Origin of the sequence: Azospirillum isscasi, assembly GCF_030849505.1 — a bacterium.
GTDB classification, from domain to species: domain Bacteria; phylum Pseudomonadota; class Alphaproteobacteria; order Azospirillales; family Azospirillaceae; genus Azospirillum; species Azospirillum isscasi.
The window spans coordinates 1-22772 of sequence record NZ_JAUJFI010000061.1 but is presented as its reverse complement, the minus strand read 5'-3'; the positions used below and the strand labels follow the sequence as shown (position 1 = coordinate 22772).

Below are 22772 nucleotides of genomic sequence, written 5' to 3'. Positions count from 1 at the left end.
AGTTTCGTCTAATGACTGCCAGCCACACGAAAGTGTGACGGAAAAATTCTATTTCACGGATTGCCCCCGCCGAACGTTCAATTCTGAAGAAGCGCGTCGATGGCGTCGCGCAGATCGCGCAGTTCCTGCCGCTGGTCCTCGGCCAGCGGATGACCCGATGCGCGCAGGCTGTGGATTTTGCCGACATTGCTGCGCAGCGCACGCAAAACGGGCGTCACGGAGGGGGTGGCCGCGCGGGACTCCTTGCGCTCCTGCTTGGCGTTGCGCACCTCCTTCACGGTCAGGCCGTCGCCGGCCCGCTTCCACAGGGTGAGCTGCGCCGCCTCGTCTCCCAGCTCCGCCAGCTCCATCAGAAGGGAGACGGTAACGGCGGGCTGGTCCGGCGCCTCCTCCAGGATGCGGGCGGGCAGGCGCAGGATGCCCAGCAGCCGGGCCACATACTCCTGGGACTTGCCGATCAGGACGGCGGTCTGATCCTGCGTCAGCCCCTTGTCCCCGATCAGCCGGGCGAGCGTCGTGGCAAGGTCGATGGGGTGCAGATCGACGCGCTGGGCGTTCTCGATCAGGGCCAGCGCCTGCACGTCGTCGGTGTCGATGACGAGCGCCGGGATGGTCTCCCGCTCCAACTGGCGGAAGGCCCAGTAGCGCCGCTCCCCCGCCACGATCTGGAAGCGGTCGGGGGCCACCTCCCGCACGTTGATGGGTTGCAGCAGCCCCCGCTCGCCGATGGAGGCGGCCAGCGCCGCGATGTCGGCGCCGCGGGCGTTGCGCCGCGGCTGGTCGGGGTTGGGCTCCACCTGATCCAGGGGGATTTCGCGGTGGCGCATCTTGCCGGACAGCCCGAACAGGGCGGCGTTGCTGCCCCCGCCGCTGCCGGTGCGGCTGATCGCGCGCCTGAACAGGCCGGCGTTGGAGGTGTCGAGCTTACGCGCCATGGCGCATCTCCTCTCCGGCGAGCGCCAGCAGGGCGTCGGCGATCTCGTGGAAGCTCTCCGCGCCCGCGGAGTTCGGGTTGTAGGCGAGGCCGGGGCGACCGGCCATGACGCTCTTGGAATAGTCGGCGGCCCGTTTGACGGGGGAGAAGAGGCGGAGATGCTCGGAGGCGGCAAGCTCCCGCAGTTCCCCCATCACCGTCTCGTCCTGAAGCCGGCGCGGGCTGTACATCGTCGGCAGGATGCCGAGGATTTGCAGGCGCGGATTCACCAGCTCCCGCACCCCGGCGATGGTCTCGAACAGCTGCGGGATGCCCATCATGGACAGCATCTCCGTCTGCGTCGGAATCAGAAGCTGGTCGGCGGCGTTCAGCACCGAGACGGTCAGTTCGCCCAGATGCGGCGGGCAGTCCAGCACCACGAAGTCGTACAGGCCGGACAGTTGCGCGATCTTGGCGCGCAGGATCAGCGTGCCGTTGGGCTGGCGCAGCAACTCCCGGTCCGCCGCCGCCAGCGAGATGGAGGAGGGCAGCAGGTCGAACGCCCCGTCGCAGACCGGAGTCATGAACTCCTTCATCGGGCGGCTGGCCTTCAGCGCGTGGGTCAGGGTCGCCTTGGCGAGTTCCCGCTCGTGCGGATCGACGCCCAGATGCACGGTGGCGTTGGCCTGCGGGTCGCAGTCGATCAGCAGCACCCGCCGCCCCGAGCCGGCGAGCAACCACGCGACGTTGACGCAGGTGGTCGTCTTGGCCACTCCGCCCTTCTGGTTGGCGGCGCAGAACACCACGGGGGCCGCGCGCACCGCCGCGGCGGCAGGGATGCCCACCGGTTCCGTCCCGGTCTTCAGGGCGCCCGCGACGATCTGCGGAATCCGCTCCGCCCCGGTTTCCCAGCGGGAGATCTTGGCGCGGTCGTAGCGCCGGTTCAGCCGTTCGTTCAGCCAGCCGACCAGGGCCTGCTGGTTCATGCCGCGCTGTTCGCGGTAGCGGCGCAGCTCCTCGCCGCTCATCTCGTGGGCCACGGGGCATCCCTTGTTGCGGGTGATCGCGGCGGCACCTTGAGTCATGTTGATGGTGGTGTCAACATCGGTGATGCACATGTGACGACGAAGCGGAGCGGACAGGCAAGCATGGTCCAGCGTGGAACAAGGGGGGCGCTCTGCGGCTTTCCTGTGTGACGAAAGGCCGCTATGGTCGCGGCCAACAAACCTGCGTCAGGACTTGCGGCCAGTTTTTGCTAGGGAGACCCCATGGACGCCGACTCCATCCGCGCCGCCTACCGGCGTTACGCGCGCTTCTACGATCCCGTGTTCGGGAACCTGCTGGCGTCGGGCCGGCACGCCGCCGTGAAGTGGATCAACCGGCGGGGCGGCCTGCGCGTTCTGGAGGTGGGCGTGGGCACGGGCATCTCCCTGTCCGACTACCGCAAGGACAACCGGGTGGTCGGCATCGACCTGTCGTCGGACATGCTGCGGGTCGCCCAGGACCGGGTGGACCGCGAGCGGCTGGAGAATGTGGAAGGGCTGCTGGAGATGGACGCCGGCAAGCTGGCCTTCGCCGACGGCAGCTTCGACCTCGTGGTCGCCATGTATGTGATGACGGTGGTTCCCGACCCGCAGGGCACCATGAACGAGCTGGAGCGCGTCTGCCGCCCCGGCGGCGACATCCTGATCGTCAACCACTTCGCCGCCGACAAGCCGGGCATCCGCCGCTCGGTGGAGAACTGGATGGCGCCCTTCTCCAAGAAGCTGGGCTGGCGGCCCGACTTCACGCTGGACACGCTGATGTCCGGCTCCCGCCTGAAGGTGGAGGAGTTGCAGACCGTTCCGCCCTTCGGCCTGTTCAGCCTGCTGCATTGCCGCCGCGAGGCCGCCGTCCCCGCCTGACGGGCCGGGGCATAAGCGCAGGGAACCCGGCTGCGGCCATGGGAGTTTCCCATCCGGACCTGGATCAACCGGGAGCGGATGGAGCCCGATGGCGCGGCGGTGCGCGTTGCTTCTGGCTGGTGTGCTGACGGCCCTTCCGGCGCTCCCCGCCGCCGGGGCGACGGTGACGCTCGTCTGCAGCGGGCTCGGCATGAGCTTCGACCTGTGCCGCGACGGCGCGCAGGACTGGGCGCGGCGCAGCGGGAACGAGGTCCGCTTCGTCTCCCCGCCCAAGGGGGCGGGCGAGCAACTGGCGCTCTACCAGCAGCTTCTCGCCGCCGGGTCGCCGGACATCGACGTGTTCCAGATCGACGTGGTCTGGCCGGGCATCCTCGGCAACTACTTCGTCGATCTGACCGGCCGGGCCGGGCCGGACACCGTGCGCCGGCACCTTCCGGCGATGGTCGAGGCGGCGACGGTCAAGGGCCGGCTGGTCGCCCTGCCCTGGTTTGCCGACGCCGGGCTGCTCTACGTCCGCAAGGATCTTCTGGACGCCTACGGACGCCCGGTGCCGGAGACGTGGGAGGCGCTTCAGGAGACCGCCGCTCTGATCCAGCGGGGGGAACGCGCCGCCGGGCGCGAGCGGATGTGGGGCTATGTCTGGCAGGGCCGCGCCTATGAGGGGCTGACGGTCAACGCCCTGGAATGGATCGCCAGCCGCAACGGCGGCACCATCGTGGACCCGGACGGCGCCATCACCATCGACAACCCGCGCGCCGCGGAGGCGCTGGCCATGGCCCGCGGCTGGGTCGGCTCGATCAGCCCGCCTGGAGTTCTCAATTACATGGAGGAGGAGGCGCGCGGCGTCTTCCAATCCGGCAACGCCGTCTTCATGCGCAACTGGCCCTACGCCTGGACGCTGGTCAATGCGGCGGACAGCGCGGTCGGCGGCAAGGTCGCCGTGGTGCCCCTGCCCAAGGGCGGGCCGGACGGGCGCCACACCGCCACGCTGGGTGGGCAGATGCTCGCGGTCAGCAAATTCTCCGCCCATCCGGATGAGGCCGCCGATCTGGCGCTGCACCTGACCGGCGAGGCCGAGCAGAAGCGCCGGGCCATTCACGGCGCCGCCAACCCGACCATTCCCGCGCTCTACGAGGATGCGGAGGTGCTGGCCGCCAACCCCTTCTTCGCGGAACTGGCGGAGTCCGTCGCCGGCGCGGTCAACCGCCCGGCCCAGGCGACCGGCATCCGCTACAATCAGGTGTCCGCGGAGTTCTATGCCAACGTCCACGAGGTGCTGACCGGGCGGCGGGACGCCCAGGCGATGCTGCCCGGCCTGAAGGAGGCACTGGTCCGCATCAGCCGGGGAGGGCGCTGGTGAACGCCCACCGGACCCCCAGCCTGGAGCGGCAGAGGCGCCGGGCGGCGTGGCTGTTCCTGCTGCCGATGCTGGTGGTGCTGGCGGGGGTGGCGGGCTGGCCGCTGGTCCGCACCGTCTTCTTCTCCTTCACCGACGCGACGCTCGGCACGCTGGACGGCTTCCGGGGGGTGGGGCTGGACAACTACCTGTGGCTGATGCGCGATCCCGTCTGGTGGCGGGCGGTGTGGAACACGCTGCTGTTCACGGTGGTGTCGGTGGCGGTCGAAACGGCGCTGGGGCTGGGAATCGCGTTGATCCTGAACGCGCATCTGCCGGGGCGCGGGCTGCTGCGCGCCGCCGTGCTGATCCCCTGGGCGATCCCGACCGTGGTGTCGGCCCAGATGTGGGGATGGATGTTCCACGACCTCTACGGCGTGGTGAACGCGATCCTGCTGGGAATCGGGCTGATCGCCGAGCCGCGGGCCTGGACCGCCGATCCTGATCTGGCGCTGCCGGTGGTCATCGCGGTGGATGTGTGGAAGTCCACGCCCTTCATGGCGCTGCTGATCCTGGCGGCGCTCCAGATGCTTCCCCGCGACCTCTACGAGGCGGCGCGGGTGGACGGGGTGCATCCGGTCAAGGTCTTCTTCCGCGTCACCCTGCCGCTGATCCGCCCGGCGTTGATGGTGGCGGTGCTGTTCCGCACGCTGGACGCGCTGCGCGTGTTCGACCTGATGTATGTGCTGACCGGCAACAGCCGGTCCACCATGTCGATGTCGGTCTACGCCCGGCAATATCTGATCGACTTCCAGGACGTGGGCTACGGTTCCGCCGCGGCGACGGTGCTGGTTCTGGTTCTGGCGGCGGCGACCGTGCTGGCGGTGACGCTGGGCCGCGTGCGCGTCGATGCGGGGGGGTGAAGGATGGTCCTGAAACGCATCGCCTTCGGCCTTCTGATTCTGGGGATTGTCGTCTGGGCGGTGTTCCCCTTCGCCTGGGCCGTCATCACCTCCCTGAAGGTGGGCAGCGCGCTGTTCACGGTGGAGGCGTGGCCGTCGCAGCCGTCGCTGGCGAACTACACGGCGATCTTCAACGAACAGCCTTTCGGGCGGAACATCCTGAACTCTCTGCTGGCCGCCGCGTCGGTGGTGGCTCTGTCGCTGGGGCTGGCGGTGCTGGCCGCCTATGCGCTGGGGCGGGTGGGGTTCCGCGGGCGGGGGCTGCTGCTGTTCGTCGTGCTGGGCGTGTCGATGTTCCCGCAGGTCGCCGTGCTGTCCGGCCTGTTCGAACTGGTGCGCTGGCTCGGCCTCTACAACCGGATCGGATCGCTGATGCTGTCCTACCTGATCTTCACGCTGCCCTTCACCGTCTGGGTGCTGACCACCTTCATGCGCGAGCTGCCGAAGGAGCTGGAGGAGGCCGCCATGGTGGACGGCGCCGGTCCCTTCGTGATCGTGACGCGGGTGTTCCTGCCGCTGATGGGGCCGGCGCTGGCGGCGACCGGGCTGCTCGCCTTCATCGCCGCCTGGAACGAGTTCCTGTTCGCCCTGACCTTCACCCTGACCGACGACGCACGCACGGTGCCGGTGGCCATCGCGCTGATGTCCGGGGCCAGCCAGTACGAGCTTCCCTGGGGGCGGATCATGGCGGCGTCGGTGGTGGTGACGGTGCCGCTGATCGGGTTGGTGCTGCTGTTCCAGCGGCGGATCGTCTCCGGCCTGACCGCCGGCGCGGTGAAAGGGTAGGGCGATGGCCGGCGTCACGCTGCGCGGGGTGCGCAAGAGCTTCGGGCGGATCGAGGTCATCCACGGCGTGGACCTGGAGGTCGCGGACGGCGAGTTCGTCGCCTTCGTCGGCCCGTCCGGCTGCGGCAAGTCCACTCTGCTGCGCCTGATCGCCGGGCTGGAGGAACCGAGCGCCGGGGACCTCTTCATCGGCGGCGTGCGGGTGAACGACCGCCCTCCCGCGGCGCGCGGCATCGCCATGGTGTTCCAGTCCTACGCGCTCTACCCCCACATGACGGCCTACCAGAACATGGCGTTCGGCCTGACTCTGTCGCGGACCGACAAAAGGACCATCGAGGAGCGGGTGCGCGCCGCCGCCCGGCTGCTGCGGATCGAGGAGCTTCTGGACCGCAAGCCGCGCGACCTGTCGGGTGGGCAGCGCCAGCGGGTCGCCATCGGGCGGGCCATCGTCCGCGAACCGCAGGTCTTCCTGTTCGACGAGCCGCTGTCGAACCTCGACGCCGGCCTGCGCGTCCAGATGCGCCTGGAGATCGCCAGGCTGAAGGCGGACCTGCGGGCCACGATGATCTACGTGACCCACGATCAGGTGGAGGCGATGACCCTCGCCGACCGCATCGTCGTGCTGAACGCCGGGCGGGTGGAGCAGGCCGGCACGCCGCTGGAGCTGTACCACCACCCGCGCAACCGCTTCGTCGCCGGTTTCATCGGTTCCCCCGCCATGAATGCCCTGGATGTGGTCTCGGAAGGGCGGGCCGACGGGGCGGTGCGGGTGTGGCTTCCCGGCGGGGTGCCGCTGGAGGTCCCGGTGGACGGCGCCGCTCCCCCGGCGGGCACGCGCCTGACGCTCGGCGTCCGCCCGGAGCATGTCGGGGTGACGGACGGCGGGGCCGGGCTGGTCGCCACGGTGACCGCCGTGGAGCGGCTGGGCGGCGAAACCCACTGCCACGTCGCGCTGGAGGACGGGCAGCGCCTGCTGGTCCGCCGCGACGGCGACCGGCCGGTGACGGCGGGCGAGCGGTTGCGCTTGAACCTGCGGGGCGAAACCGCGCATCTCTTCGGTCCGGACGGACAAAGGCTCTGACCGCGGGAACCGGTGAGGCCCGGCGACTTTCGAATGAACTTGCGGGCGAAGCGGCGGTCCGCTTGAATGCCGCCATGGACATCATGACCCCCCGGCAGACCGACATCCTGGCGCTCGCCCGCACGCAGGGGCGCGTGGTCGTGGAGGATCTGGCCGCCCGCTTCAACGTCACGCCGCAGACCATCCGCAAGGACCTGAACGAGCTGTGCGACCGCCGCCTGCTCCAGCGGGTCCACGGCGGCGCGGTCGCCGGGTCGGGCGTGGAGAATCTCGGCTATGAGGCGCGGCGGCTGATCGCCCAGGACGAGAAGCGCGCCATCGGGCGCCGCGCCGCGGAACTGGTGCCCGACAGCTCGTCCCTCTTCATCAACATCGGCACGACGACGGAGGAGGTGGCCCGCGCCCTTCAGGGGCGCAGCGGGCTGGTGGTCATCACCAACAACATCAACGTCGCCAACCTGCTGCGCCCCGAACCGCACATCGAGGTGATCGTGGCCGGCGGCGTGGTGCGGCGGTCGGACGGCGGCATCGTGGGGGAGGCCGCCATCGACTTCTTCAACCAGTTCATGGCCGATTTCGCGGTAATCGGCGCCTCGGCCATCGACGAGAGCGGGGCGCTGCTCGACTTCGACTACCGCGAGGTGCGGGTGTCGCAGGCGATCATGGCGAACGCCCGCCACGTCATCCTGGTCGCCGACCGCGGCAAGCTGGAGCGCACCGCCCCGGTCCGCATCGGCCACATCTCGCAGGTCCACACCTTCGTGACCGACGTTCTGCCCTCCGACCGCCTCGCCCGCATCTGCCGCGAGTCCGGCGTGCGGGTGGAGGAGCTGTTCCCCGACCGCGCCGCGGAGCCGGACCCGCAGGACTGACCGTCACCGCACCAGCCAGACCCAGGCGGCCACGACGGCGAGCAGCGACGCCGTGGAGGCGGCGCCGATGGGCAGCGCCAGCCGGTAGATCGCCGACTCCGACCGGCTGAGCCCCAGGATGCTGGAGGCCAGAACGATCCGGCCCGGGGTCAGCAGGGTGCAGACGCTGCCCGCCACCACCTGGACCGCGGCGGCGGCGATCACCGGCAGGCCGCTGCCGGAGGCCAGATTGATCTGGATGTGCATCATCAGCGCGTTCGACGCCGTGTTGGAACCGGTCAGCATCCCGGTCGCCGCCCCCAGAACCGGCACGGCCAGCACGGCGGCGGAGCCCGCCACCTCCTGCCACGCCTGCCCGAAGGCCGCCGCCCCGCCGGAGGCGGCCATGAAGGCGGCCAGTTCCACGAAGACCAGCGTCGCCGCCATCGGCACCAGCGCCGCGCGCAGGGCGGGTCCCGCCACCCGCAGGGCGCGCCCGGGCGGCAGGCCCGCCAGAAGGACCAGGGCAATGGCGACCAGCCACGTCGAAGGGTGGCGCAGCAGGGGCATCGGCGCCAGCCCGCCGAAGGGGTCGAGCACCAGCCAATCCGCCGTCCAGCCGTCCAGCGGCGGCAGCAGGCGGGTCGCCATCAGCCCGCCGACCAGCACCACATAAGGCCACAGCAGGGCCAGCAGACGGAGCAGGCCGGCGGCGTCGCGCGGCAGCCGCCGCGCCTCCACGGCCAGCAGAAGCACCGCGGTCGCCAGTCCGCCGCCGAGTTCGGGGGCCACGAACCGGTTGGTCAGCCAGAGCAGACCGGCCAGCGCCAGCATCAGGGCCACGTCCTTGGCCCGGTCCGTCAGGCTGGAGGTCAGTCCGGCTCCATGAATCAGCCGCCAGAACACCAGCAGCAGGCTGGGCAGCACCACCGCCATCAGCGCCGCGGCGGTGCTCCCCAACTCCACGAAGGGCACGCCGATCAGCTCCGCCCCGACCCGCGTTCCGACGCCCAGCGCCCCCCAGGGGGCGAGCATCTGGCTGAACAGGCCCAGCGCCGCCGCGTGCGCCGGCGGCAGGTTCAGCGGGCGCAGCATGGCGAGCGCCACCACCAGCCCGACGCCGAAACCGGTCACCGATTCCGCGAAGGGTCCGGCCAGCAGGCAGGCGACGAAGACGGCGCGGCGGCGGTCCGCCGGGGTCTTCACCTCGGCCCGGGCGGCTTCGGCCTTGATGGCGCGGGCCTCGAAGGCGCGGTGGAACAGCAGGCCCGCCGCGATGATCGACATGGCGTGCCACGCCAGCCACGCCCCTTCCCCGGCCTTCAACGCCACGGCGGGCAGCAGGGAGGGCAGCCGGGCGGACCAGTCCGGAGCGGCCATGCCGCCGGGCTGTCCCGCCATCAGCACCGTCAGGAGCACGCCGGCGGCCAGCGCCATCCCCGCGGTTCCGGCGGTCAGCATGCTGACGCGCCGCGACACCAGCAGGGCGACGGTGGCGGCGAGCGGCAGCAGATGGAGGGTCAAAGGCATGATCGACACTGGGGAGCCGTGAGGGAAGTGTGCTGATATACTAATATCCTCACGCTTGGGCCAGCCCCTTCGGTCTTTGCGTTGCAGCCCCGCCCTTTCCGGGGGTCAGGAGCCCGCCGCCCCGCGCAGGAGGGCGATCTCCGCCAGCAGGTCGTCGATGGCGGCCAGCGCGAAGTCCAGCGCGGCCCGGTCGGTCAGGCGGCCATCCCGGATCTTCTCGTGCACCAGGCCGATGACCACCTGCGGGCGGGCGATGACCCGGCCCATCATGCCGGCCAGCGTCTCGCGCATCTCGTGCTGGGCGCGCACGCCGCCGGTGAAGGCGGGGGAGGCGGTCATGATCAGGATCGGCTTGCCCCGCACCGGCGACTTCATGGCCGGGCGCGACGCCCAGTCCAGCGCGTTCTTCAGCACGCCCGACATGCCGTAATTGTATTCCGGGGAGATGACGACCAGCCCGTCGGCCCCGGCGATGGCTTCGCGCAGCGCGGTGGCCGGGGCCGGGGTGTTCTCCGCGTCCAGGTCGGGATCGTAGGGCGGGATGTCGTTCAGCGGGAACAGCGCCATCCCGGCCTTGCCGTTCAGCGAATCGGCGAGCGTGCGGAGCACCGCGCTGCAGTGGGATTGGCGGCGGATGCTGCCGGAAAGGCCGAGAAGGCGGACGGGCTTGGCGGTGTCGGTCATCGCGGGGGTCCTGTTGCGGTGTGAAGAGTTGCCCGTTTCAACGGTCCGGACGGGCGATGGTGCCCCCCTGTCGTCGCCGCCGTCAGGCGGTGCCCCGCGGCCCGAGCAGGATGATCGCGGCCCCCACGCCGCAGACGGCGGCGCCGATGAGGTCCCAGCGGTCCGGCGTGCGTCCTTCCGCGATCCACAGCCACAGCAGCGAGGCGGCGATGTAGACCCCGCCATAGGCGGCGTAGGCGCGCCCGGCGAACTCCGTTTCCACGCGGGTCAGCAGCCAGGCGAAGGCCGCCAGGCAGAGCAGGCCTAGGGGAATCCACAATGGCGATTTTCCCAGCCGCGACCACGCCCAGAAGGCGAAGCAGCCGGCGATTTCCCCAATGGCAGCAGCGGCGTAGAGGGCGAGCGTGCTCATGACGGGTCCGGGACCATGGTCGGATGTGCTGCGATATTATGGGGATGATTTTCTGCCATTAATACAGTAGAAACAGAACTTAAGTAGTGTTTTATGCGTGTTCTCCGCGACGGGGTGCTGGCTTATGCGCGACAATGGACCGGTTACGAACCGCGAAATCGAAATGGCTGACGACGTGCTGCTTGTGTCGCGTACCGACACGCGCGGCAAGATTACCTTCGTCAACAAGGCTTTTGTCGATATTAGCGGTTTCTCAGAAACAGAATTACTCGGCGCGCCTCACAATCTTGTGCGGCACCCGGACATGCCCCCGGCTGCTTTCGCCAATCTGTGGGAAACCATCAAGGACGGGCGCGCCTGGGAAGGGCTGGTCAAGAACCGTTCCAAGAATGGCGATCACTACTGGGTGAAGGCGAACGTCACCCCGATCACTGAAAAGGGCGTGGTGACGGAGTACATCTCCATCCGTTCCAAGCCCAGCCGCGACGCGGTGGCGGAGGCGGAGCGCATCTACGCCGAGATCCGCGCCGGGCGCGGCCAGCAATATGGGCTGCTGGACGGCCAGATCGTCCGCCGCGGCTTCGGTGTCTGGCTCGGCAATCTGGCGTCCAGCATCGCCGGCCGCATCCTGGCGACCAGCGGCCTTCTGCTGCTGACGGTGATCGCGCTGGGTGTGCTGAGCCTGACCGGCAGCGACAGCGCCGCGGCCTTCGCCGGGCTGATGGTGTTCGGCCTGCTGGTGGCGGGCATCGGCACGTTCAGCGTGCTGGGCACGGTGCGGCGCCCCCTGGGTCTGGTGGAAACCCATCTCGACGCCATCGCCCGCGGCGACCTGATGGCGAACATCCCCAGCTCCGGCGTGGCCGAGTTCGCCCGCATCCGGTCGCAGATCCGCGCCGTGAAGGCGAAGCTGAACTACTCGACCCAGGAGCGGGTGGAGCGCCAGCGCCAGGCGGAGGAGGAGCGCATCGCCGCCCTCCAGGCCATGGCCGAGACGGTGGAGCGCGAGGCGAGCCACGCGGTGGAGCAGGTGGCCCTGCGCACCGGCGGCATGGCCCAGGACGCCGACGCCATGGCCAGTTCCGCCGAGCGCGTCAGCGTCAACGCGCAGAACGTCGCCGCGGCGGCGGAAGAGGCGCTGGCCAACGCCCAGACCGTGGCGGCGGCGACCGAGGAGCTGGCGGCCTCCATCCGCGAGATCTCGACCCAGATCGCCCATTCCAGCGCGGTCACCCGCCGCGCCGTGGAGAACGGCCAGCGCACCCAGGGCACCATCCAGTCGCTGTCCGAGGCGGTCGGGCGCATCGACGAGGTGGTCAAGCTGATCACGGACATCGCCAGCCAGACCAACCTGCTGGCGCTCAACGCGACCATCGAGGCGGCGCGTGCGGGCGAGGCCGGCAAGGGCTTCGCCGTGGTCGCGCAGGAAGTGAAGAACCTCGCCAACCAGACCGCCCGCTCCACCGAGGAGATCACCCGCCAGATCGCGGAGATCCAGGGCGTGACCAGCACCGCCGTGGGCGCCGTTGCGGAGATCGGCAACACCATCGGCGAGATCGACCAGATTTCCAGCGCCATCGCCGCCGCGATGGAGGAGCAGGCCGCGGCCACCCAGGAAATCAGCCGCAACGTCGTGGAGACCTCCAACGCCGCGCAGGAGGTGTCGGTGCGCATCGCCGCCGTGTCCAGCGACGCCGACCAGACCGGCGCCCAGGCGTCCGGCGTGCGGGCCGGTTCGGACGAGGTGGCGAGCAGCATCGACGAACTGCGCCGCGTGCTGGTGCGGGTCGTCCGCACCTCCACCAGCGACGCCGACCGCCGCCGCAGCCCGCGCTACCGCGTGAACGAGGCGTGCGGCGTCGTGGTCAACGGGCGCGACCAGTCTGGCACCCTGACCGACCTGTCGAGCGGCGGCGCCATGCTGAAGGGGCTCGTCGGCCTCGGGGCCGGCGACCGCGGCACCCTGCGGCTGGACCGTTTTGGCCTGTCCGTCGCGTTCGAGGTCCGGGCGATCGACAAGACGACCACCCATGTCCGCTTCGCCGACAGCGACGCCGCCAATCCGCGCTTCCGCGAGGCGTTCGGCCAGTTGACGCGCGGTCTCCAGCCGGTGACGACCGCCGCGGCCTGAGGCCGAGGCATTCCCGGAAAAGCGACGGGCCGGCGTTCCGCACGCCGGGCCGTCGCCGTTTCCGGGCCTTGCGTGTCAGCCCTCAGCCTTCCGGCTTGTCCACGGTGTAGCGGAAGTCGCAGTGCGAGGCGCCCTGCATGATGGTCTGCGTGCGCTCCATCCGGATCGACGGGTCGTAGCCCGTGCAGAAAGCGGCGTCGCGGTTGCAGGACAGCAGATGCCCGATGTGGCCCAGCCCCATGTCCCGGTACATTTCCGCGTAGCGGCAGCGGGTGACGTTGTAGTCGAAGCGGGACTCGTCCTGGTGCAGCACCTCCAGCCGCAGGGCGTCGTCCTTCGTCCACAGCGGCTGGAGGTCGGCGAAGCTCTTCAGGCTGGTGCCGTTCGGCTCGGTCGCGGCGAAGGCCGCGGCGGACTCCACGGCGGCGCGGGTGATGGCGGTGCCCAGGATCTCCTGCGCCACCGCCTCGCCCAGCCGGGCGGCCATCTCCTCATAGACCGGCTTCAGGATCGCCGCCTCGATGCCGCGGCGCTCCAGCATGCCCATCACCGGCTTGGCCGGGGGCGCCTGGGTCGGATCGGTCATTGCGTTCTCCGTTTCAACAGCCATCAGTGGGTGTGCCCGCCGAGATAGGCTTCGGCGATTCGGGGATCGTCGCGGAGCTGGGCGGCGGGGCCGGCCAGCACGATGCGCCCGTCCTCCATCACCGCCGCATGGTCGGCGACCCGAAGGGCGGCGCGGGCGTTCTGCTCCACCAGCAGGATCGACACGCCCTCATCCCGGATTCGCTGCACCAGATTGAAGATTTGCGCGACCACCATCGGGGCAAGCCCCAGAGACGGTTCGTCCAGCAGAAGCAGGGCGGGACGGCGCATCAGGGCGCGGGCGATGCACAGCATCTGCTGCTCGCCGCCGGACAGGGACCCGGCGTTCTGGCGGAGACGCTCCCGGAGGACCGGAAACATGTCCAGCATCCGGTCGAGTTCCCCCAGACCGACGTCGCCGCCGCCGAGAACCAGATTCTCCCGCACGCTCATGTTGGAGAAGATCTGGCGGCCCTCCGGCGCCTGCGACAGGCCGAGCTTGACGATGCGGTGGGCCGGCAGGTTGGCGATGGGCTGGCCGCGGAAGGCGATGCCGCCCCGGCTCGCCCGGTAGACGCCGGACACCGCCCGCATCAGCGTGGTCTTGCCCACGCCGTTGGAGCCCAGCACCGCGACGATGGCGCCTTCCGCGACCGTCAGGTCGATGCCGTGCAGGATCTCCTGCGGCCCCATGGTGACGTGCAGGTTCTCGATCGTGAGAACAGGAGCGCTCATGCGTCCACCCCCAGATAGGCTTCCAGGACCGCCGGATCGCGGCGGATGGCGTCGGGCGGGCCGTCGGCGATCTTGCGTCCGGAGGCCAGAACCAGGATGCGCTGGCAGATGCTCATGACCAGGGTCATGTCGTGCTCGACCAGCATGATGGTCAGGCCGGTGCCGTGCAGCCGCTTGATGAAGTCGGCCAGCGCGCGGGTTTCCGTGTCGTTCAGGCCGGCGGCGGGCTCGTCCAGGATCAGGAAGCGCGGCTGCATCGCCAGCGCGCGGGCGATCTCCAGATACTTGCGCTGGCCGTAGGGAAGGTTGGCGGCCAGTTCGCCCGCCACATGGGTCAGGCCGACGGCCTCCAGCGCCTCCCAGGTGCGGCGGCTGATCTCGGCGGAGCGGGCGCCGCCCCCTGCGAAGGAGCCGAACAGGGCGCCCAGAGCCCCCTGCGGCAGGGCGCCGACCGCACCCACCGACACGTTGTCGAACACCGACATGTTCGGGAAGACGCGCAGGTTCTGGAAGGTGCGGCTGATGCCCAGCCGGGCGACCTGGTTGGTCTTCAGGCCGCTGATGGTCTTGCCGTCGAAGCTGACGGTGCCGGAGGACAGCGGCGTGAAGCCGGAGATCAGGTTGAACAGGGTGGTTTTGCCAGCGCCGTTCGGGCCGATCAGCCCGACCAGTTCGCCCTCGTCCACATGGCCGGTCACGTCGTTCACCGCCAGCACGCCGCCGAAGCGGCGGCTGACGTTGCGGATGTCGAGAAGATGGGTCATCGCCAGCCGATCCCTTCGCCCTTGACGGTGTTGCGCCACGCCGCCCCCAACTGGCGCCGCGCGAGCTGGAGGGCGGACACTTCGCCCAGCAGGCCCTTCGGCAGCAGCAGGATGGACAGGAACATCACCAGACCGACCATGATGTTGCGGAAGTCGCCGAAGGCGCGCAGCCCCTCCGGCAGCAGGATCAGCAGAAGCGCGCCGATCACCGCGCCGGGCAGGCTGCCCAGGCCCCCGACCACCACCATCGCCAGGATCAGGATGGACTCGGAGAATTTGAAGTCGCCCGGCGAGATGTAGCCGGTCATGTGCGCCCACAGGCTGCCCGCCACCCCGGCGAAGAAGGCCGACAGGGTGAAGGCTTCCATCTTCAGCCGCGCGGTGCTGACGCCCATGGCGTCGGCGCACTGGTCGTCCTCGCGGATCGAGCGCAGGGCGTTGCCGTAGTAGGAGTGGCTGAGCCGCCCGATCGCCAGCACGCACAGCGTCACCACCGCCGCCACCGTGTAATAGGTGGCGAGCCGGCCTGACAGGCTGAAACCGAACAGTTCCAGCCCCTTGGTGACGATGATTCCGTTGGGACCCTTGGTCAGCTCCACCCAGTTCAGCATGACCAGATAGAGCATCTGCCCGATGGCGAGAGTCGCCACGGCGAAATAGATGCTGACCAGCCGCATGGTCGGCAACGCCACCAGGAAGGCGATCAGCGCCGCCACCAGCCCGGACAGCGGCAGCGTCGCCGTGAAGCCCAGCCCGAACTTGGTCGAGAGCAGGGCGGCGGTGTAGGCGCCGACCCCATAGAAGGCCGCGTGCCCCAGATGCAGCAGCCCGGCCACCCCGGTGACCAGATGCATGGAGGCGGACAGCAGCACGAAAATCAGCGCCAGATTGGCGATCTGGTAGAAATAGCCGCGGTCGAAGCCGGCCAGCAGGGCGGGCAGTCCGACGAAGACCAGCAGGGCGAGCAGGAGCGGGATCAGCACGCCTTGCCCGCGCGGCGGCGCCGACAGGTCAGACACGTTCACGGCGCGCTCCGAACAGTCCGTTGGGGAAGAAGATCAGCGTCAGGATCAGGAAGCCGTAGGCCACCATGTCCGACCAGCCCGACGACACGAAGGTCGTCGCCATGCTTTCCGAGATGCCCAGGATCAGGGCGCAGATCACCGCACCGGGGATGGAGGACAGCCCGCCCATCACCATGGCGACGAACGCCTTGATGCCGGGCACGAAGCCCATGGCGGGGAAGATCGCCCCGTAATAGAGCCCGGTCAGGATGCCCGCCGCCGCCCCCATCATGGAGCCGACGACGAAGGTCATGATGATGGTGCGGTCGGTGTCGATGCCGACATACTTGGCGCCCAGCGGGTTGTTCGACACCGCCCGGATCGACAGGCCGATGCGCGTGCGGGTCAGCAGATACTGGAGACCGGCCAGCATGGCCGCGGCCACGCCGAAGATGATGAAGTCGCCGGTCACCAGGATCACCGGCCCGACCCGCACCGGCGTGTTGATGAGATACTCGAACGGGACGGAGCGCATCTGCGACCCGAACACGATCTCCAGCGCCTCGCGCACCACGATGGACACGGCGAGCGAGGAGAGCAGGGTGGATTCGCGCATCGCCCGCGACTTCAGCGACGCCTCGTCGGTGAAGCGGCGGAAGGGCTTGAAGGCCACCCTCTCCAGCGAGAATCCGGCCAGCGCGCCGATGGCCAGGGCGGCGAAGATCACCGCGAAGACCGGCGGGGCCGTCGCGGAAATCAGCACCAGCCCGGCGAAGGCGCCCAGCGTGTAGACCTCGCCATGGGCGAAGTTGACGACGTTCAGCACGCCGAAGATCAGCGTGAAGCCGATCGCCATCAGCGCGTAGGTCATCCCCAGCGACAGCCCGATGGCGAGCTGCTGGAGGTAGTAGGGATCGATCATGCGGGCCGTTCGCTGGAGATCGTTAGGCTATCGGGTCGTTGTCGGGTTCAGGCGGGTCAGTCGGCGACCGGCACGAAGGCGCCGCCCTTGACCTCGACCTTCACCAGCTCCTTCTCGGCCTCGCGGTCGGCGCTGAAGCTGGTCTTGCCGGTCACGCCGGGGAAGTCCTTGGTCTGGGCCAGGGCGTCGCGCACCTTCTCGCGGGTCGGGTTCGGGTAGGCCTTCTCGACCGCGGCCAGCATGATGCGGACGGCGTCGTAGGCTTGCGCCGGGAACTGGCCCGGAACCGCGCCGTTGGAGGCGGCCTTCCACTCCGTCACGAAATGCTGGATGTGCGGGGCCGGATCGGTCGGCAGGAAGTTGGAGGTCAGGTGCACGCCCTCCGCCGCGTCGCCGGCCAGCTCGATCAGCTTCGGACTGTAGGCGGCCGACGTGGAATAGACCGGGGTCTTGATGCCGAGCTGCTGGACCTGACGGAGGAACTGCGCGCCGTCCTCATAGAAGAAGCCGGTGTAGATGGCGTCCGGCTTCGCGCGCTCCAGCTTGCTGATCAGCGAACGGTAGTCCTTCAGGCCGCGGTTGAAGAACTCCGAGAAGACCACCGTGCCGCCGTTGGCCTTCACGCCCTCGGTGAAGCCGGAGACGACGGACTGGCCCCAGTCGGTCTGCTCGGCGATGACGGCGATGTTCTTGTAGCCCTTGGACAGCATCCACTTGGCGTTGTAGGGGCCTTCCTGCGCCTGGGTGGCGATGTTGCGGAACTGGTACTTGGAGATCTTGGTGTAGTCGGGGTGCGAGGCGGTCTGCGAGAGCTGCGGCAGCCCGGCCTCCTTGTAGACCTGCGCCGCGGCCATCGACACGCCCGACGTGAAGTCGCCCAGGACGCCGACGATCTCCTTGTCGTCCACGAACTTGCGGGCGATGTTGGTGCCTTCCTTGGCGTCGGAACGGCTGTCCTCGAAGACGATCTCGGCCTTGAAGGGCTTGCCGGCGGCGTTGAACTCGGTCAGCGCGATCTCGGCGGCCTTGCGGAAGTCCTGGCCGTACTGGGCGGTCTCGCCGGTCAGCGGGAGCTGGTAGCCGAGCTTCACGGTGTCGGCGGCGAGCGCGGTGCCGGCCAGCGCGCCGGTCACAAGGGCGGCGAGGGAGGCGGTCTTCAGGAGCGACGAACGGGCGGTCATGACAGGGGAACCTTTCTTGTCGGGGCCGGCTTCGGCACCGGTGTTGGGCAGCGTCGTTCGATTGGGCAGGATCAGGCCGCGGCCTTGGGGCCGGGCAGCACCTTCAGGCGGCAACAGCCTTCGTCGCCGGGCTTCCAGGTTTCGCCGCGGAAGACGAAGCCCGCCGCCTCGAACAGGCCGCCGTCGATGGCGCCGGCCATGTTGCACAGCAGCTCCAGATCCTCGTCGGACCGGCCCTGGGCCTGCCACGCCTCCTTCAGGGGGCAGCGGTGGAAATGGATCTCCAGCGCATCGCCGTCGCAGCGCTTGATCTCCGGAGCGAACATGGAGTCGCGGTTGGGAATGCCGTCGAGGAAGGCGTGGCACAGGCCGGTGAGGTCATCGGGGCCGTGCGCCGCGAACTTCACGCCCATCGCCTCGCCCAGGCGGCGGGTCGCCTCGCGCCCGACGTCCAGCGCCGTTTCGGTGCCGTAGCGCTCGCGCAGCACGTCGAACATGTGGGCATAGGACGCGGCCCGCATCGCGTAGGCGTTGCGGAGCTGCGTGGCGTGATCGGGGGTGGGGGCCTTGGTGTCGTCAGCCATCGTCAGATCTCCTGGATGTCGTTCCAGCGGTATTGAAGGAGTTTGAACGGACCGATGCGTTGCAGCAGGTCGTTGAAGGGCAGGGGCCGCGGCTCGGTCAGCGGCAGCGCCAGCTCCGCGGGATCGCGGCCCAGCGCGGCGCAGGCCAGCTCCCGCCCCAGCGAGACGGACAGGGCGACGCCGCGCCCGTTGCAGCCGGCCCAGGTGAAGGCGTTGGGGCCGAGCTGGTGGACCCGCGGCGTGTAGTCGGTGGTCATGGCGATCCGCCCGTTCCACACATGGTCGAACCGCAGGCCGCGCAGCGTCGGGAACATCGAGGCCAGCCGCAGCCCGACGATGCGCCGCAGCCGGTCCGCCCCGTCGATGGGAAACAGCAGCGCGCCGCCGCTGACCAGCCGGTGGTCGGCGGTCCAGCGCATGAAGCGCAGGTCGCCGTGGGTGTCGGACATGGCCTGACGGCCCGGAAGGATGCTGCGCCGCTGCGCCTCGTCCAGCGGCTGGGTCGCCATCTGCCAGGACAGGACCGGCACGACCTCCGTCCGGATCTCCGGGAAGACCGCGGCGGCGTAGCCGTTGGTGCCCAGCACCAGAGCATGGGCGGTCACCGTGCCGTCCGGCGTCCGGGCGACCCAGCGGTCGCCGCGCCGCTCCACCGACAGGACGGGGGAGTTGACGAAGACCGATGCGCCGGCCTCCACCGCCTTGCCGGCCAGCCCGCGGGCCAGGGCCAGCGGGTTGATGTGGCCGCCGCTGCGGTTCATCCAGCCGCCGTGATAGGCGTCGGTGCCCAGCAGGGCCGAGACGGCCGCGCGGTCGAGAAGCTCCACCGGGGCGCCGCGGCGGCCCCATTGCGCCGCCCGCCGTTCGGCGATGGCGATGCGGCCCGGCGAATGGACCGGCTGCACCCAGCCGGTCTGCTCCGCCGCGCAGTCGATGCCGAGACGGCGGATCAGGGCGAACAGGGTCTCGGCGCTGTCGCGGATCAGCGCGACGAAGCGCTCGCCCCGCTCCGGCCCGAAGCGGGCGACGAGATCCTCGGGGTCCGGGCGGGTCAGGGTCGGGATGACCTGCCCGTTGTTGCGCCCCGACGCGCCGCGCCCGATCTCCGACGCTTCCAGAACGACGGCGCGCTTGCCCGATTCGGCGGCGTGCAGAGCCGCCGACAGGCCGGTGAAGCCGCCGCCGATCACCAGCAGATCGGCCTCAACCGAGTCCTTGAGCACCGGAAGGTCCGGCGGCGGCGGGGCCGTGGCTTCCCACAGGGAGTCGGGCCGCTGCCAGATGCCGCCGGTACCGGGAACACCGCTTCTGTTGTCTATCGCCTTCACCGTGCCTTGTCCCACGTCTGTCGGGTGAAATCGGGCGGATCATGGGACAAATTGCATACCCGGGCAATTCCCATGGAGAGGACGCGGTAATTTTCCTGTTTCATATACAAACCATAGGGATATAGGAATGGTTTGTACAATTCTGCTCACCCTTCCTAAACCCTCTCCCCAGAGGGGAGAGGGGATTTAAGAAAGAGCTGCTCTCACGCAGCCCGCGGCAGCACCGTTTCGGCCAGCCGCACCCAATAGCTGAGGCCGATGGGCAGCACCGCGTCGTTGAAGTCGTAATGCGGGCTGTGCAGGTTCCGTCCGCCGTCCGACGGACCGGCGCCCACCCAGACATAGCAGCCGGGCCGCTGCTGGAGCATGAAGGCGAAGTCCTCCGCCCCCATGCTGGGCATCGGGTCCAGATCCAGCCCCGATTCCCCGACGACTCCGGCGGCGGCGCGGCGGGCCAGCTCGGTCGCCGCGGCCTCGTTCACGGTGGAGGGGTAGCGGCGCTCGTAGCGCAGCTCCGCTTCCACCCCGTAGCCGGCGGCGATGGCCTTCGCCAGCTCGCCCATGCGCCGCTCCACCATGTCCTGGACCTCCTTGCGGAAGGTGCGGGTGGTTCCACGCAGGACGGCGGTGGCGGGCAGGACGTTCCACGTATCGCCCGCGTGGAACTGCGTGACGCTGACCACGGCGGAATCGACGGGATGGACGCTGCGGCTGGGAATGGTCTGCCAGGCGTTGACGATCTGGGTGCCCGCCAGGATCGTGTCGGTGCCCAGATGGGGCATGGCGGCGTGGGTGCCCTTTCCGGTCAGGGTCAGTTCGAAGATGTCGTAGGCGGCCATGATCGGACCGGGGCGCAGAGCGATCTTGCCGACCTCCAGCCCCGGCCAGTTGTGCATGCCGTAGACCTGATCGACGGGGAACTTGTCGAACAGCCCCTCCTCGACCATCACGCGCCCGCCGCCCTCGTTCTCCTCCGCGGGCTGGAAGACGAAGGCGATGGTGCCCTGGAAGTTCGGCTTCGCCGACAGGTGCCGCGCCGCGCCCAGCAGCATCGCCGTGTGCCCGTCATGCCCGCAGGCGTGCATGCGCCCGGGATTGCGGGAGGCATGGGGCAGGTTGGTCTGCTCGTGGATGTGCAGGGCGTCCATGTCGGCGCGGAAGGCGACCGCCGGCCCCTCGCCGTTGCGCAGCAGGCCGACCACGCCGGTCTTGGCGAGGCCGCGGTGAACCTCCAGCCCGAAGGAGGCCAGCTTCTCCGCCACGAAATCGCTGGTCCGCTGTTCCTCGAAAGCCGTTTCCGGGTGGGCGTGCAGGTCGCGCCGCCACGCGGTCATGTCGGCCGTCAGCGCCTCCGTCCCGTCGATCGTCCTCACCATGTCCCTGTTTCCCCGTGTTTTGAGCGTGTGTTTCGAGAATGTGTGCGAACGATCCTGCCGCAAACCGCCGCCCCCGCAAAGCGCACGGTGGATGCGGTTCTGGCACACCACCCTTGCGCCACCCTTGCATGGCCCGGCGATTCCATGCAGGATGTGAGTGAACGTTCACTCATGATACCGACCAGGAACGGGACCGCCATGTCCAACGATGTCCGCAGCAAGGTCCGGGACGCCGCCATTGCGCTGTTCGCCCAGAAGGGGGTGAAGGCGACCACCATCAAGGACATCGCCCGCGCCGCCGGGGTGTCCGAAGGGGCGCTGTACCGGCATTGGGCCAGCAAGGACGACCTCGCCGCCGCCCTGTTCGCCGCCGAATACACCGCCCTGTCGGACAGCCTGCGGGCGGCGGCGGGGAGCGGCCCGGCGCCGGAGCGGCTGCGCCGCGTGATCGCCTGGGCCTTCGGGCTGGTCGAGGCGGCGCCGGACCGGGCGCGCTTCCTCCTGCTGTCGCAGCACGACGCGCTTCCCCTGGTTCCTGACGGGCTGGAGACGCCGGTGGACGTGGTCTGCGCCATCGTCGGCGACGGAATCGCGGAGGGAAGCATCGTCGATGCCGACCGCGAGGCGCTGGCCCACACCGTGATCGGCGCCATCGTCCTGAACGTCCAGTCGCACGTCTACGGACGGCAGACGGCCCCGCTCGGCACGCTGGCCGGGACGGTGGCCGACGCCCTGCTGCGCGGCCTGTCCACCGGAAAGGGAGCCTGAGCCATGAGCGAACTCGGCCTTCTCGCCACGCGGCGCTTCCTGCCGCTGTTCGTGACGCAGTTCCTGGGCGCCTTCGGCGACAACGTGCTGCGCGGCGCCATCGCGGTGCTGGCCGTCTACGGCATGGCGGGGACGGCGGGCGACGGCGCGCTGATCTCGACACTCGCCGCGGCGGCCTTCACCGTGCCGTTCCTGCTGTTCTCGGCGACCGCCGGGCAGTTGGCCGACCGGTTCGACCGCACGCTGATCGCCCGCGCCGTGAAGGTGGCGGAGATCGGCCTCATGGCCATCGCCGCCTGGGGCATCCTGCGCGCCGACCTGGGCGTGCTGATCGTCGCGCTGGTCGGCATGGGCGCCCACTCCACCGTCTTCGGGCCGGTCAAGTACGGGCTGCTCCCCGACCTGCTGAAACCGCAGGAGCTGACCGCCGGCAACGGTCTGGTCGAGGCCGGGACCTTCGTCGCCATCCTGCTGGGCACCATCGCCGGCGGATCGCTCGCGCTGGCCCATCCGCTGGCGGTTCCGGGGCTGCTGGGGGCGACCGCGCTGGGCGGGCTGGCGGCGTCGCTGCTGATCCCGCGGGCGGGCAACGCCGACCCGGCGGTGCGCGTCGGGCTGAACCCGCTGTCGGTCACCCTGCGGGTGCTGCGCGACACCGCGCGGGACCGCGTGTCGATGCTGGCGATTTACGGCATCTCGGTCTTCTGGGGGGTCGGCGCCGTCGTCATGGCGCAGTTCCCGGCCATCGCGCGGGAAACGCTGGGGACCGACAGCGAGGGGGCGACGCTGCTGCTGGCGGTCTTCGCCGTGGGCGTGGCGGTCGGCTCGGTCCTCGCCGGGCTGGGGCACCGGGTGCCCTCGCGATCCGACGCGCGCCGCGCCGCCCTGGCGGGGCTCGTGGCGGTGGCAGATGGACAGATACTCGTGGAAGGTCA

23 protein-coding genes are annotated in these 22772 nt (G+C 69.7%); 9 read left to right on the top strand and 14 right to left on the bottom strand.

Translation table 11 applies throughout. The features are described 5' to 3' along the window. Nucleotides 1-77: 77 nt before the first annotated feature. Nucleotides 78-935: a ParB/RepB/Spo0J family partition protein gene (locus tag QSG27_RS14105; protein WP_306707142.1), complete on the bottom strand. Its 858-nt coding sequence runs from the start codon at nt 933-935 to the stop codon at nt 78-80. Continuing rightward, entirely contained in the window at nt 925-1998 is a 1074-nt protein-coding gene (locus QSG27_RS14100; protein WP_306707141.1) for an AAA family ATPase, read from the bottom strand. The genes QSG27_RS14105 and QSG27_RS14100 overlap by 11 nt, the downstream gene beginning before the upstream one ends. 183 nt (nt 1999-2181) lie before the next feature. Here QSG27_RS14100 and QSG27_RS14095 point away from each other — a divergent pair, with 183 nt between their 5' ends. The 6 genes from QSG27_RS14095 (at nt 2182) to QSG27_RS14070 (ending at nt 7854) form a co-directional block, all read left to right on the top strand. Further along, the gene (locus QSG27_RS14095) at nt 2182-2817 is read left to right on the top strand and encodes a class I SAM-dependent methyltransferase (RefSeq protein ID WP_306707139.1); all 636 of its coding nucleotides are present in this window, start codon (nt 2182-2184) and stop codon (nt 2815-2817) included. Between the two features lie 88 nt (nt 2818-2905). Further along, nucleotides 2906-4177, top strand: coding sequence for an ABC transporter substrate-binding protein (locus QSG27_RS14090; protein WP_306707138.1), 1272 nt, complete (start codon nt 2906-2908; stop codon nt 4175-4177). After that, nucleotides 4174-5076 carry a sugar ABC transporter permease gene (locus tag QSG27_RS14085; RefSeq protein WP_326522686.1) on the top strand — a complete coding sequence of 301 codons (903 nt, stop codon included), beginning with the start codon at nt 4174-4176 and terminating at the stop codon, nt 5074-5076. Before QSG27_RS14090 ends, QSG27_RS14085 begins: the two co-directional genes overlap by 4 nt. 3 nt (nt 5077-5079) lie before the next feature. Further along, the gene (locus QSG27_RS14080; protein WP_306707137.1) at nt 5080-5901 is read left to right on the top strand and encodes a carbohydrate ABC transporter permease; all 822 of its coding nucleotides are present in this window, start codon (nt 5080-5082) and stop codon (nt 5899-5901) included. A gap of 4 nt (nt 5902-5905) precedes the next feature. After that, the gene (locus QSG27_RS14075) at nt 5906-6982 is read left to right on the top strand and encodes an ABC transporter ATP-binding protein (RefSeq protein WP_306707136.1); all 1077 of its coding nucleotides are present in this window, start codon (nt 5906-5908) and stop codon (nt 6980-6982) included. A gap of 74 nt (nt 6983-7056) precedes the next feature. Next, nucleotides 7057-7854, top strand: coding sequence for a DeoR/GlpR family DNA-binding transcription regulator (locus tag QSG27_RS14070; protein WP_306707135.1), 798 nt, complete (start codon nt 7057-7059; stop codon nt 7852-7854). Between the two features lie 3 nt (nt 7855-7857). Here the strand turns inward: QSG27_RS14070 and QSG27_RS14065 are convergent, their stop codons facing one another. The 3 genes from QSG27_RS14065 to QSG27_RS14055 form a co-directional block, all read right to left on the bottom strand. Further along, nucleotides 7858-9363, bottom strand: coding sequence for an L-lactate permease (locus QSG27_RS14065; protein WP_306707134.1), 1506 nt, complete (start codon nt 9361-9363; stop codon nt 7858-7860). Between the two features lie 105 nt (nt 9364-9468). Next, nucleotides 9469-10047: an NADPH-dependent FMN reductase gene (locus QSG27_RS14060; protein WP_306707132.1), complete on the bottom strand. Its 579-nt coding sequence runs from the start codon at nt 10045-10047 to the stop codon at nt 9469-9471. Nucleotides 10048-10129: 82 nt separating this feature from the next. Continuing rightward, on the bottom strand, nt 10130-10459 hold the full coding sequence (locus QSG27_RS14055) for a YnfA family protein (protein WP_306707130.1): 330 nt from the start codon (nt 10457-10459) through the stop codon (nt 10130-10132). Between the two features lie 124 nt (nt 10460-10583). On the opposite strand from QSG27_RS14055, the gene QSG27_RS14050 reads away from it, so the two are divergent. Beyond that, nucleotides 10584-12590, top strand: a complete 2007-nt coding sequence (locus QSG27_RS14050; protein WP_306707128.1) for a methyl-accepting chemotaxis protein — start codon at nt 10584-10586, stop codon at nt 12588-12590. Between the two features lie 82 nt (nt 12591-12672). Here QSG27_RS14050 and QSG27_RS14045 read toward each other — a convergent pair whose 3' ends face one another. The 9 genes from QSG27_RS14045 to QSG27_RS14005 all read right to left on the bottom strand — a co-directional run bounded on the left by QSG27_RS14045 (nt 12673) and on the right by QSG27_RS14005 (nt 21069). After that, nucleotides 12673-13176 (bottom strand): L-2-amino-thiazoline-4-carboxylic acid hydrolase, encoded by a 504-nt coding sequence (locus tag QSG27_RS14045; RefSeq protein ID WP_306707126.1) that lies wholly within the window; start codon nt 13174-13176, stop codon nt 12673-12675. Between the two features lie 23 nt (nt 13177-13199). After that, on the bottom strand, nt 13200-13910 hold the full coding sequence (locus QSG27_RS14040; RefSeq protein ID WP_306707124.1) for an ABC transporter ATP-binding protein: 711 nt from the start codon (nt 13908-13910) through the stop codon (nt 13200-13202). Further along, nucleotides 13907-14674, bottom strand: a complete 768-nt coding sequence (locus QSG27_RS14035) for an ABC transporter ATP-binding protein (RefSeq protein WP_306707122.1) — start codon at nt 14672-14674, stop codon at nt 13907-13909. Before QSG27_RS14035 ends, QSG27_RS14040 begins: the two co-directional genes overlap by 4 nt. Continuing rightward, nucleotides 14671-15699, bottom strand: a complete 1029-nt coding sequence (locus QSG27_RS14030; RefSeq protein ID WP_306707120.1) for a branched-chain amino acid ABC transporter permease — start codon at nt 15697-15699, stop codon at nt 14671-14673. Before QSG27_RS14030 ends, QSG27_RS14035 begins: the two co-directional genes overlap by 4 nt. After that, a complete protein-coding gene (locus QSG27_RS14025; RefSeq protein ID WP_306707119.1) occupies nt 15686-16600 on the bottom strand; it encodes a branched-chain amino acid ABC transporter permease in 915 nt (304 codons plus the stop codon). Before QSG27_RS14025 ends, QSG27_RS14030 begins: the two co-directional genes overlap by 14 nt. A gap of 56 nt (nt 16601-16656) precedes the next feature. Continuing rightward, nucleotides 16657-17781: an ABC transporter substrate-binding protein gene (locus QSG27_RS14020; protein ID WP_306707117.1), complete on the bottom strand. Its 1125-nt coding sequence runs from the start codon at nt 17779-17781 to the stop codon at nt 16657-16659. 71 nt (nt 17782-17852) lie between these two features. Continuing rightward, the gene (locus QSG27_RS14015; RefSeq protein WP_306707115.1) at nt 17853-18365 is read right to left on the bottom strand and encodes an L-2-amino-thiazoline-4-carboxylic acid hydrolase; all 513 of its coding nucleotides are present in this window, start codon (nt 18363-18365) and stop codon (nt 17853-17855) included. A 2-nt stretch (nt 18366-18367) separates the two neighbouring features. Further along, nucleotides 18368-19693 (bottom strand): NAD(P)/FAD-dependent oxidoreductase, encoded by a 1326-nt coding sequence (locus QSG27_RS14010; protein ID WP_306707113.1) that lies wholly within the window; start codon nt 19691-19693, stop codon nt 18368-18370. 203 nt (nt 19694-19896) lie between these two features. Next, entirely contained in the window at nt 19897-21069 is a 1173-nt protein-coding gene (locus QSG27_RS14005; RefSeq protein WP_306707112.1) for a M20 aminoacylase family protein, read from the bottom strand. A 198-nt stretch (nt 21070-21267) separates the two neighbouring features. Between QSG27_RS14005 and QSG27_RS14000 the strand changes: the two genes are divergently transcribed. Together QSG27_RS14000 and QSG27_RS13995 are read left to right on the top strand one after the other, a co-directional pair. Next, nucleotides 21268-21837 (top strand): TetR/AcrR family transcriptional regulator, encoded by a 570-nt coding sequence (locus QSG27_RS14000; protein ID WP_306707111.1) that lies wholly within the window; start codon nt 21268-21270, stop codon nt 21835-21837. Nucleotides 21838-21840: 3 nt separating this feature from the next. Then, on the top strand, nt 21841-22772 hold a 932-nt coding region (locus QSG27_RS13995; RefSeq protein ID WP_306707110.1), incomplete at its 3' end, for an MFS transporter.